The sequence below is a fragment of the Arthrobacter sp. JCM 19049 genome (assembly GCF_001310435.1).
This window is the reverse complement of record NZ_BAXF01000047.1, coordinates 1-10,684: the sequence shown is the minus strand read 5'-3', so window position 1 is coordinate 10,684 and position 10,684 is coordinate 1. Positions and strand designations below refer to the sequence as shown.

General features: G+C 64.3%; 6 protein-coding genes and 5 pseudogenes. 7 read left to right on the top strand and 4 right to left on the bottom strand.

Going from position 1 to position 10,684, the window contains the following annotated elements:
* Both JCM19049_RS04135 and JCM19049_RS04130 read left to right on the top strand, forming a co-directional pair.
* Positions 1 to 779, top strand: a pseudogene (locus JCM19049_RS04135) (2-oxo acid dehydrogenase subunit E2); the annotation flags it as partial.
* Between the two features lie 71 nt (positions 780 to 850).
* Positions 851 to 1,201, top strand: a complete 351-nt coding sequence (locus JCM19049_RS04130; RefSeq protein WP_054820889.1) for a hypothetical protein — start codon at positions 851 to 853, stop codon at positions 1,199 to 1,201.
* Here JCM19049_RS04130 and JCM19049_RS04125 read toward each other — a convergent pair.
* Together JCM19049_RS04125 and JCM19049_RS04120 are read right to left on the bottom strand one after the other, a co-directional pair.
* Positions 1,198 to 2,136 carry a hypothetical protein gene (locus tag JCM19049_RS04125; protein WP_279402432.1) on the bottom strand — a complete coding sequence of 313 codons (939 nt, stop codon included), beginning with the start codon at positions 2,134 to 2,136 and terminating at the stop codon, positions 1,198 to 1,200. The two genes, JCM19049_RS04130 and JCM19049_RS04125, sit on opposite strands and share 4 nt — an antisense overlap.
* A 354-nt stretch (positions 2,137 to 2,490) precedes the next feature.
* Positions 2,491 to 2,751: a hypothetical protein gene (locus JCM19049_RS04120; protein ID WP_279402431.1), complete on the bottom strand. Its 261-nt coding sequence runs from the start codon at positions 2,749 to 2,751 to the stop codon at positions 2,491 to 2,493.
* Between the two features lie 165 nt (positions 2,752 to 2,916).
* On the opposite strand from JCM19049_RS04120, the pseudogene lipB reads away from it, so the two are divergent.
* The 3 genes and pseudogenes from lipB (at position 2,917) to JCM19049_RS04105 (ending at position 5,495) form a co-directional block, all read left to right on the top strand.
* Positions 2,917 to 3,580 (top strand): annotated as a pseudogene (gene lipB, locus JCM19049_RS04115) (lipoyl(octanoyl) transferase LipB).
* A gap of 33 nt (positions 3,581 to 3,613) precedes the next feature.
* Positions 3,614 to 4,613 (top strand): annotated as a pseudogene (gene lipA, locus JCM19049_RS04110) (lipoyl synthase).
* A gap of 120 nt (positions 4,614 to 4,733) precedes the next feature.
* Positions 4,734 to 5,495, top strand: a complete 762-nt coding sequence (locus JCM19049_RS04105) for a DUF4191 domain-containing protein (protein ID WP_054820886.1) — start codon at positions 4,734 to 4,736, stop codon at positions 5,493 to 5,495.
* Between the two features lie 109 nt (positions 5,496 to 5,604).
* On the opposite strand, the gene JCM19049_RS04100 is transcribed toward JCM19049_RS04105, so the two are convergent.
* On the bottom strand, positions 5,605 to 6,042 hold the full coding sequence (locus JCM19049_RS04100) for an RDD family protein (RefSeq protein WP_054820885.1): 438 nt from the start codon (positions 6,040 to 6,042) through the stop codon (positions 5,605 to 5,607).
* A 226-nt stretch (positions 6,043 to 6,268) separates the two neighbouring features.
* On the opposite strand from JCM19049_RS04100, the pseudogene glnA reads away from it, so the two are divergent.
* Together glnA and JCM19049_RS04090 are read left to right on the top strand one after the other, a co-directional pair.
* A pseudogene (gene glnA / locus JCM19049_RS04095) lies at positions 6,269 to 7,690 on the top strand (type I glutamate--ammonia ligase).
* A 152-nt stretch (positions 7,691 to 7,842) separates the two neighbouring features.
* Entirely contained in the window at positions 7,843 to 8,208 is a 366-nt protein-coding gene (locus JCM19049_RS04090) for a hypothetical protein (protein WP_279402430.1), read from the top strand.
* A gap of 6 nt (positions 8,209 to 8,214) precedes the next feature.
* Here the strand turns inward: JCM19049_RS04090 and JCM19049_RS18525 are convergent.
* Positions 8,215 to 10,684, bottom strand: a pseudogene (locus tag JCM19049_RS18525) (bifunctional [glutamine synthetase] adenylyltransferase/[glutamine synthetase]-adenylyl-L-tyrosine phosphorylase); the annotation flags it as partial.

Below are 10,684 nucleotides of genomic sequence, written 5' to 3'. Positions count from 1 at the left end.
GCTCCGGCCGTCGAGGCCTCCTCGCTGCGTGGCACCACCGTCAAGGCTCCGCGCATCCGCCAGGTCATTGCCCGCCGCATGCGCGAGTCGCTGGATGTCTCCACCCAGCTGACCCAGGTCCACGAGATCGACATGACCCGCGTGGTCAACCTGCGTGCCAAGCCAAGGCCGGGTTCAAGGCCACCAACGGCGTGAACCTGACCTACCTGCCGTTCATCGCCAAGGCCGTCGCCGAGGGCCTGAAGCAGCACCCGACGCTGAATGCCGAGTACGACGAGCAGAGCCAGCAGATCACCTACCACAATGCCGAGCACCTGGCATTCGCGGTGGACACCGATCGCGGCCTGCTGGTTCCGGTCGTGGCCAACGCCGGTGACCTGAACCTGGCCGGCCTGGCCTCGAAGATCGCCGATGTCGCCGAGCGCACCCGCAGCAACAAGATCGGTCCCGATGAGCTGGCCGGTGGAACCTTCTCCATCACCAACATCGGTTCGGTCGGCGCGCTGTTCGACACCCCGATCATCAACCAGCCGCAGGTTGCCATCCTGGGCACCGGCGCGATCGTCAAGCGCCCGATGGTCATCACCGACGCCGAAGGCAACGACTCGATTGCCGTGCGCCACATGATGTACCTGTGCCTGACCTACGATCACCGCCTGGTGGACGGCGCCGACGCCGGTCGCTTCCTGCAGACCGTCAAGGCCCGCCTGGAGGGTGGCGCATTCGAAGGTGATCTTGGCTCTAGGCCTGATCAGCCCGGCTTGCCGAAGGCCCGCTGACACGCGGCACCGCGTGTTCCAGCGGGCCTTCGGCATTTCTACAATTTGTCGAAGCAGACTATTCTTGAAGCATGACTTTCCTGTTTAACGTTCTGGTAATGCTCCATATCCTGGGGGCTGCGGCCATCTTCGGCGGCTGGCTGGCCAACTTCAAGACCCCTACCGTCAACCTGTGGCAGTGGATTGGCGCACTGACCCAGTTGATCACCGGCCTGGCCCTGGTCGGCGTCATTGAAATGCAAGACGGCACCGTCAACCACATGAAGATCGGCATCAAGCTGGTCATCTCCATCGCCATCGTGGTGACCGCGTTCCTGGGCCGCAAGAAGGTCAAGGCCGGCGAGGAGGTTTCCACTGGCATCGCGCATGCCACCGGCGGCCTGGCCCTGGTGAACATCCTGATCGCCACCCTCTGGAACTAGTCCTCGACAGGCCCGGTTTCATACCCGCTCATGGGATCGCCGTTCGCGGCGGTCCCATTTGTCGTCTCCCGGGCAAGAATCCGCGAGATGAGCCACTGCCCGGTATGTTGGCGCAGTTCGAAGCGGACTCGCTCGGCCCGGGCCTGCTGGGCCCGGTGAACATCTTCTTCGCTCGACAGGCTTCGATAGGCGTACGGGTCAAGCACACTATGCGCCTCCAGGACCACGGTGTCCGGGAAGCTTCGCGCCACGACTTCGATCCCGCTCAGTCGGGTTCGCATCCCGGTGACACCCAGGTCCATATCCTTCAATTCCTGCAGGACCCGGGCATCTTCACCCAGTTGTTTAGCTTCCGGCACATAGAGCTTGGAGAGCGCCTGATAGTCGCCCGAGTTGAATGCCCGGTCCCGCGCGTGGGTCAGTTTCAACAAGGCTGCCCCGACGGCGTCCGGTGACTGAGCGCAGGGCGGCAACTGGGCATCGGACTGAATGGAGCAGGTTCGGGAAGCATCCACTGGTGCCTGCTCGCCGTTGGCGGCGTTGGCATCGGTTTGCGACTGCCAGTGATTCACCCCCAGCCCAGCAATGACGACCATGAACAAACCGAGCAATGCCGCGGCGATCAGCCGTCGACCACCGGGCGTGGGTTTCAGGGCGTGCCGGTCCTCGAAGCGTCGGGCTTGTTCCTGGGTGACTTCGGGCCGTTCCGGAACCAATCGTTGCCGACGCTCCGGCCGCGAACGCATGGCCCGGCGTCGGCCGCGGGGTGCTGGCGGATGAATGGTCGCCATCAGGTGTGATGCCTGGGCGGGAACCGATTCAGTCCAGTTCAGTGGTTCGGCCTGCCCGCTGGCGTACAGGCTGCGGGCGAATTGGTCGGCACTGGGACGCGCGGTCGGTTCTGGATGCAGCGCATCCAGCAGCAGGTCCAGCACGGTTTCCGGCAGATCCTCAAACACCAGCGTCACCGGCGCACGCAGCGCCGGAGGGTCGGGGACCTTGGCGCTGAGCAGGTACCACAGACAGGCCCCGAGCGCGTAGACATCCCGCGCCTCGCCGTTAGCCACCGCATCGGGCGCTGTTGCCGGTGAGTCCCCTGCTTCCGGCGCGATGAACCTGGGGTGCCAGCCCTGTGATTATTTTCGTCCAGCAGGTTCACTTCTTGGAAGTCACAAAGCTTGGGCATCCCCTCGGCGGAGAGCAGGATGTTGTTCGGGGACACGTCCCCGTGCGCCAGCCCCTGGGAGTGCAGGCGCGCGACCGACTGGCGACCGGAGCCAATGCGGTAATCACCTCCCCAGCGGCAGTGGGCCGCGGGCAGCGACCATTTGGCCCAAGCTGCCCCCGGGACAGTATTCCACCAGCAGCGCCGGCCCCCGGTTGGTCATCACCGTGTCATGAAGCTTGATGGTGTGCTGATCGTTGGGCCCGTCGGTCCCCTGCCGGATCGTGGCCAGCGTTTCAGTCTGGGAGGCCAGCTTCATGACCAGGAAGCATTGGTCGGCTTCGCGCTGGACGAGCCACACCCGCGAATCTTGGGCATCGTCCAACGACCTGAGGGTGACGTAGCTTCGCATTCGGGCCACGCGAACGGGCTGAGTTCATATTCCATGACTCAGTTGTAAAGCAAACTTGTATTACGCGTTTAAGTTATCCACATTCGTTGTTTCGTTACCAACTCGAGCCCTTTACGCATTAGGCGTAGGCTGAAACTCATGACGATCGAATTCGAACGACTCGGTCTAGGCGAATCGCTGGTTCCCTACAGGGAAGCCTGGGACTACCAAATACGTCTCCACGACGCCGTGGCTGCCGACGAAGAAGCCCCCAGAATCCTTCTGCTGGAACACGAGGCGGTCTACACCGCTGGACGCCGTACCGAAGATGAGCAGTTGCCGCAGGACGGCACCCCCGTGGTTGAGGTTGACCGCGGTGGACAGCTGACGTGGCATGGACCGGGGCAGCTGATCGGGTATCCGATCGTCAAGCTCAAGAAGATCAACGCCATCCGCCTGTATGTGGAAACCTTGAAGAAGCCTTGATGAACGTCCTGGCCGAACTGGGCATCCGAACCGTCCAGATCAAGGGACGCTCCGGAGTCTGGGTTCCGGGTGACGGCGTGCAGCAGGACCGCAAGATTGCCGCCATCGGCATTCGCATCAACCATGGGGTGACCATGCACGGTTTCGCCCTGAACTGCTCCAACTCCCTGGAACCTACGAGCAGATCATTGCCTGCGGCATTACCGATGCCGGGGTCACCTCGATCTCCCAGGAGCTGGGACGCACCTTGAATCCCGTAGACGTCGCCGACCGGGTGCAAGAAGAGCTGGATCGTCTGCTCACGCCCCAGGTTGTCACCTCCCTTCCCGTCGCTTAAGACCTTCCTACTTCCTCAGAAAGAGCAATACACATGAGTGTCGCCCCTGAAGGCCGTCGAATGCTGCGCGTCGAGCAACGCAACTCCAAGGTTCCGGTGGAACGCAAGCCGGAGTGGATCAAGGCCAAACTGAACATCGGACCGGAGTACGTCGGTCTGAAGAACCTGGTCAAGTCCGAAGGACTGCACACGGTTTGCGAAGAGGCTGGCTGCCCCAACATCTTCGAATGCTGGGAGGACCGCGAGGCTTCCTTCCTCATTGGCGGGTCGGAATGCACCCGTCGCTGCGATTTCTGCCAGATTGACACGGGCAAGCCCTCGGCGCTGGACCGCTCGGAGCCGTTCAAGGTGGCCATGAGCGTGAAGAAGATGGATCTGCGCTACGCCACCGTCACCGGCGTGGCCCGTGATGACCTGGAGGATGAGGGCGTGTGGCTGTACGCGGAAACCGTGCGCCGCATTCACCAGTTCAACGAGAACACCGGCGTCGAGCTGCTGATTCCCGACTTCTCCGGCAAACCGGAGAACCTGGACGCGATCTGCGATTCGGCCCCGGAGGTCTACGCCCACAACGTGGAAACCGTGCCGCGCATCTTCAAGCGCATCCGCCCGGCCTTCCGCTATGAACGGTCCATGGACGTCATCACGCACGGTCACAAGCGCGGCTGATCACCAAGTCCAATCTGATCCTGGGCATGGGCGAGACCCGTGAGGAAATTTCCGAGGCCATGGCGGACCTGCATGAGGCCGGCTGCGACCTGCTGACCATCACCCAGTACCTGCGCCCCACCGAACGCACCTGCCGGTGGACCGCTGGGTCAAGCCCCAGGAATTCCTTGAGCTGCAGCAGGAAGCGGAGGAGCTCGGGTTCCTGGGGGTCATGTCCGGCCCGCTGGTGCGTTCCTCCTACCGCGCCGGACGCCTGTGGGCCGGGGCAATGCGCAAGAAGGGCCGCGAGATCCCCGAAGCGCTGGCGCACATTGAGTCCTCGGGCAACACCCGCCAGGAAGCAGCCTCCCTGGTCACCAACTAGCGTTACTGCCCCACGAGGCGCCCTGTAACCCGAGCAAGGTCCCGATCACCACTGTGTGGTCGGGACTTTGCCGTTCCCGGATGGAACGCGGGCAGTGGACTCGGGTAGAATTGAGTCACTATGGCCAAAAACTCCGACAATGTCGCATCCAACACAGACCCGCAGCCCAAGCGTGGCCTGTTCTCGCGCAAACCAAAAGCCGATAAGCCGAATAAAGAGCCCGGTCGCCTGAAGCAAATGGGCCAGGTGTTCCAGATGACTCGCCGCAATGACCCGATGGTCGTGTGGTGGATGTTGCTGGCTGGCCTGGGTGTTGTTGCGGTGGGTCTGCTGATCGGCATCCTGCTGAACAACTGGATCACGATGCTGCTGATCTCGATCCCGTTGGGCTTGTTGGCGGCCATGTTTGTCCTCTCCCGTCGCGCCGAGAAGGCCGCGTTTACGCAGTTGGAGGGACGCCCGGGTGCTGCCGGCGCCGCGATGAGCGTATTGCGCCGCGGCTGGATCCTGAAGCAGGAGCCGGTAGCCGCCAACCGCCACCAGGACCTGGTGTTCCTGGGTGTGGGCCGCGCCGGAGTCGTGCTGGTCACCGAGGGCCCGAACGGCCGTGTTCGCGAGCTGGTCAGCTCCGAGCGCAAGCGCATCGGCCGTGTGCTGCCCAACGTTCCGATCACCGTGATCAATGCCGGCAGCGGCGAGAACCAGACCCCGTTGCCTGAGGTCAGCAAGAAGATGAAGAAGCTTCCCAAGACCTTGTCGAAGCTTGAGGTCAGTGCAGTGGATAAGCGCCTGACCACCCTGAGCGCGAATCGTCTGCCGATTCCGAAGGGGATTGACCCGAACAAGGTGCGTCCGAGCCGTCGCGCCATGCGCGGGCGGTAAACCACCGAATGAAAGCGAGCCGTGCACCCTGGTGGGTGCACGGCTCGCTTTCATTTAACCCCAGTGCTTTCCTGACCGGCCGGGTCTTTGCCGCGTGGATCGGGCAGGCTTAGCGGATGCTCACCAGAACGCTGCCTCCGGCGCGGTCGTGCAGGCCCCGCTGGTCGGCGTCCGCAATCAGAGCGGGAATGACCAGACACAGCAGCACCGAGCGCACCAGACCGGTCAGCGGCTTGATCGCGGTGCCGTCCATGGACTGGACCTGCATGCCCAGCGCCCGATGGCCGATCGAGTGGCCGGTGAATCCAACGGTGATGATCTGGCCCAGGCAGAAGAGCAGCAGGGTGGCCAAGGCGGCGGAATCAAACAGCCACCAGCTCACCAGCATTGCCAGCGCCCAGTCGATGATGATCGCCCCGACACGCCGGGGGAAGCGGGCAATTGAACCGGGCCCCCGCTCGGGCCGTCCCAGTCGCTGTCCGGGCCATTGCTGGGTGTTGAGCTGAGGGGGTCCTTCCAGCCAGGAACCCAAGTCTTTTCGTTCCACTCCCCCAGTTTATCGGGGTTCACTGTGCGAACCATTGAGTGTGCCCGGCGGCACAGGGCGGGCACTGTAAAAGAAGCGAAAAACCCTGCTTTGTAACGCACAAGAAACAATAGAGACACCACTGGGAAACGGATCCTCGGTATTGTAGAGGAGTAGGCAAGGGCAAGCGATCATGATTTGACCGACTTGTTTACCGTTTCAATAGACAACAGGGAGTAACCTGCACATGTTTTCCAGTCCAGAAGAAGCTTTGGCGTACATCGCCGAGGAGGACGTCAAGTTCGTCGATATTCGCTTTACCGACCTACCGGGTGTGCAGCAGCACTTCAACGTTCCTGCCAAGTCAGTGGACGCCGACTTCTTTGTCAACGGCCAGCTCTTTGACGCGTCCTCGATTCGCGCTTCGCCGGCATCTCCGATTCGGACATGCAGCTGATCCCGGATGTGAAGACCGGCTTCCTCGATCCGTTCCGGATCGAAAAGACCCTGGCATTCAACTTCTCCATCATCAACCCGCGCACCGGTGAGCCCTACCACCGCGATCCGCGCGGCGTGGCCGAGCGCGCCGAGGCCTACCTGGAATCGACGGGCATCGCCGACACCGCGTTCTTCGCCCCGGAAGCCGAGTTCTTCATCTTTGAAGACGTCCGCTACGAATCCAGCCCGCAGGGCGCGTTCTACCAGATCGATTCGGACGAGGCCCCCTGGAACACCGGCCGCAAGGAAGAAGGCGGCAACCAGGGCTACAAGACCCCGTTCAAGGCGGCTACTTCCCGGTCTCCCCCACCGACAAGCAGGCCGACCTGCGCGACGCGATCTGCGTTGAGCTGGATAATGTCGGGCTGGAAGTCGAGCGCAGCCACCACGAGGTGGGTGCCGCTGGCCAGGCGGAAATCAACTACAAGTTCAACACCATGGTGCACTCGGCCGATGAGCTGATGCTGTTCAAGTACGTGGTGAAGAACGTGGCCGACGCTGGGGCAAGTCCGCCACCTTCATGCCCAAGCCGGTCTTCGGGGACAACGGTTCGGGCATGCACGTGCACCAGTCGCTGTGGTCCAATGGGGACCCGTTGTTCTACGACGAGAAGGGCTACGCGGGCCTGTCCGACACCGCCCGCTGGTACATTGGCGGACTGCTGAAGCACGCGTCCTCGGTGCTGGCCTTCACCAACCCGACCGTGAACTCCTACCGCCGCCTGGTCAAGGGCTACGAGGCACCGGTGAACATGGTCTACTCGCAGGGCAACCGCTCGGCCGGTATCCGCATCCCGGTCACCGGGTCGAACCCGAAGGCCAAGCGCATCGAGTTCCGCGCCCCGGATGCCTCCTCGAACCCGTACCTGGCGTTCGCGGCCCAGCTGATGGCGGGTCTGGACGGCATCAAGAACCGCATCGAGCCGGCCGAGCCGATCGACAAGGACCTCTACGAGCTGCCCCCGGAGGAAGCCAAGGACATCCAGCGCGCCCCGGAGACCCTGGAGGAGGCACTGCTGGCCCTGGAGGAGGACTACGAGTACCTGCTCGAAGGCGGAGTGTTCACCGAGGACCTGATCCGCACCTGGATCGAGTACAAGCGCGAGAATGAGATCCGTCCGCTCTCGCTGCGCCCGAACCCGTACGAGTTCGAGCTCTACTACGGCTGCTAGCCCAAGACGCCGTCATCCGCCCCTCGGATCGCGGTGGGACGAGCGTAAAATTTACCGCAGGCATCGCCAGGCCCTTGCCCGCGCGATGCCTGCGGTTTTTGGTGCACCCGTAGCCCGCCGTCGTAACGTGCCTGCCTGCTAAGGTGAGGCGCATGGATAGCACCCAGTGGATGCCGGTCACCCGTGAGGACCGCGAGGTCGTCGGCTATCTGGAACCGGTGACCGAGGACTTCGACACCGTCCAGCCGCGCAGCGTTCTCGGCCACGCCGTGGGTCCGGCGTGTGACTTCCACGCCGGTGAAGAGCTGCTGCTGGAACGCGGCATCGCCGAATTGGCAGCCAACTGGCGGCTGCGCGATGCCCCACCGGGGCTGGAGGGCGACCTGGCGATCCTGGAGGTGGGCGGTAACGGGATCGTGCTTGCCGATGCCCTGCGTGCCAAGGCCCTGGTGGCCGGGGCCCGGGCCGTGGTGCAATGGCCGGACACCACTGGCCGGCTCACCCGCGCGCAGGGTTAACCGCCCCTAGTCCTCGAAACCGTAGAAGCGCTTTTCAAAGATTGCCCTCGCCCGCCGGGTGGCCTTCAGGTAGTCGTCCTCCAGCTGGTAGCCCTGGTTCGGTTCGTAGCCGCACCAGCGTCCCACCGCCTCCATGTCCCGGGCCGAGCGCGGCAGCACGTCGCTGGAGCGCCCGGAGGTGATGATTTCGGCGCTGCGCACCTTGGTGGCCAGGTCCATGCCATGTCCAGCGTCTTGACCTCCGATTTGGACAGGTACTTCAGCTCCGCCAAGGCCTTGAGCGCGGCGCGGGTCGTGGTGGTGCGCAGCTGCTCGTGTTCGCAGGCGTACTGCAGCTGGAAGAACTGGACCAGCCATTCCACGTCCGAAAGTGAACCGCGGCCCAGCTTCAGGTGCCGCGCCGGGTCGGCGCCGCGCGGCAGGCGTTCGGCCTCCACCCTGGCCTTGATCTTGCGGATCTCCTTGACCTCCGCCTCCATCCAGTCCCCCGCCGTAGCGGACCGGTTGATCAGCGCGATGAAGTCCTCACCCAATTGCCGGTCCCCGGCCATCGGCCGGCGCGCAGCAGTGCCTGGCGTTCCCACACATCGGCCCAGCGTGCATAGTATTCGGCGTAGGAGTCCAGGCTGCGCACCAGGCTCCGGTCTTTCCTTCCGGGCGCAGGTCCGCGTCGATCACCAGGCGCACCTCCGCCGGGATGGCCGGCTTGAGCGGCCGGGAGACCGCGGCGATCAGCGCGGTGACGATGCGCAGCGCCTGTTCCTGGGCCTGCTGGCCATCCGCCCCGGGCACCGGGCGCTGGACAAACATGACGTCCGCGTCGGAGCCGTAGCCGATCTCCTGCCCGCCCTGCCGACCCATGGCGATGACCACCAGGTCACTGTGCTCCCCGTGCTCGGCAACATCCGCGGCGCGCAGCACCCGCAAAATGGCCTCCACGGCGACCGCGTCGATGTCCGAGAGCGCGTGGCCAACCTTGGAGACGTTCATCAGCCCGGCCGCGTCGGCCAGGGCGACGCGCAGGAATTCCTTGCGCCGGGCCACCCGCACCTGGCGGATCGCGGTGTCCGGCTGGCGGTTGCGCCGGATAATAGCATCGCTTTGCTGCTCCAGGGCGGTGCGGTCCAGCGGCTGCAGGGCGCTGTCATTGCCCAACCAGGCCGCGGCGGTGGATTCCACGGCCAGCAGGTCGGTCAGAAAACGGGTGTTGGACAGCAGTGCGCTTAGTCGTTCGGCGGCGGCGTTGGTGTCACGCAGCATCCCCAGGAACCAGTGGGTCTTGCCCAGCGATTCGCTCAGCCGCCGAAAGCCCAACAGCCCGGCGTCCGGGTCCACACCCTCGGCAAACCAGCCCAGCAGCACCGGCAGCAGCTGGCGCTGCAGCGCCGCCGAACGGGAGACGCCACTGGTCAACGCCTCAATGTGGCGCATGGCCGCCTTCGGGTCCAGATACCCCAGGGCGCGCAGCCGCGCCTGGGCGCTGGCCGGGGTCAGCCGCACCTCTTCGGTGGTCAGGTTCGAGCTGGTGACCAGCAGTGGGCGGTAGAAAATCAGTTCGTGCAAGGAGCGCACCAGCCGCTTGGTTTCATTCCAGCGCCGCATCAGCTGCGCGGCACTGGTCAACCGGGTGTCCCCGGCGCTGCGGATGGCCCGGGCCAGCACCCGTTGGGCGTGTTCGGTGCGCGGCATCAGATGCGTGCGGCGCAGCTGGGAGAGCTGGATGCGGTGTTCCAGCAGCCGCAGGAAGCGGTAGGCTCATCGAAGTTCATCGCGTCGGTGCGTCCAATGAACCCCAGTTCGCTCAGCGCCTGGATGGCCAGGGTGGTGGTGGGCACCTGCAGCGCCTGTTCCACCCGTCCGTGCACCAGCTGCAGCAGCTGGACGGTGAACTCCACATCCCGCAGCCCCCCGGGGCCTAGCTTGATCTGCCACTCGACCTCGTCCTTGGCGATGTTGGCGCTGACCCGGCGGCGCATCTTCTGCACCGATTCCACGAACCCGTCGCGTTCGGAGCTGGACCAGACCATCGGGGAGACCATCCGCTCGTAGCGTTCGCCCAGTTCCCGGTCCCCGGCAATGGCCCGGGCCTTGAGCAGCGCCTGGAACTCCCAGGAATGCGCCCAGCGCTGGTAGTAGGCCTCATGGGAGGCCAGGGTGCGGGTCAGTGCCCCCTCCTTGCCTTCGGGGCGCAGGTTGGCATCCACCTCCCACAGCGGCGGTTCCCCGCCGGGCAGCATGATGGTGCGCGCGGTGCCGCTGGCCAGGGTGGTGGCGATCTCGGTGGCCTGCTGTTCTGACAGTTCCCCCATTCCCTGGTGCACGTAGATCACGTCCACGTCGGAGATGTAGTTCAGTTCCCGGGCCCCGCACTTGCCCATGCCGATGATCGCCAGGCGCACCTGGTCGACGTGGTGTTCTCCGTATTGTTCACCGGCTTCGGCCCGGCTGACGGCGAGCGCCGCTTCCAGGGCCGCGG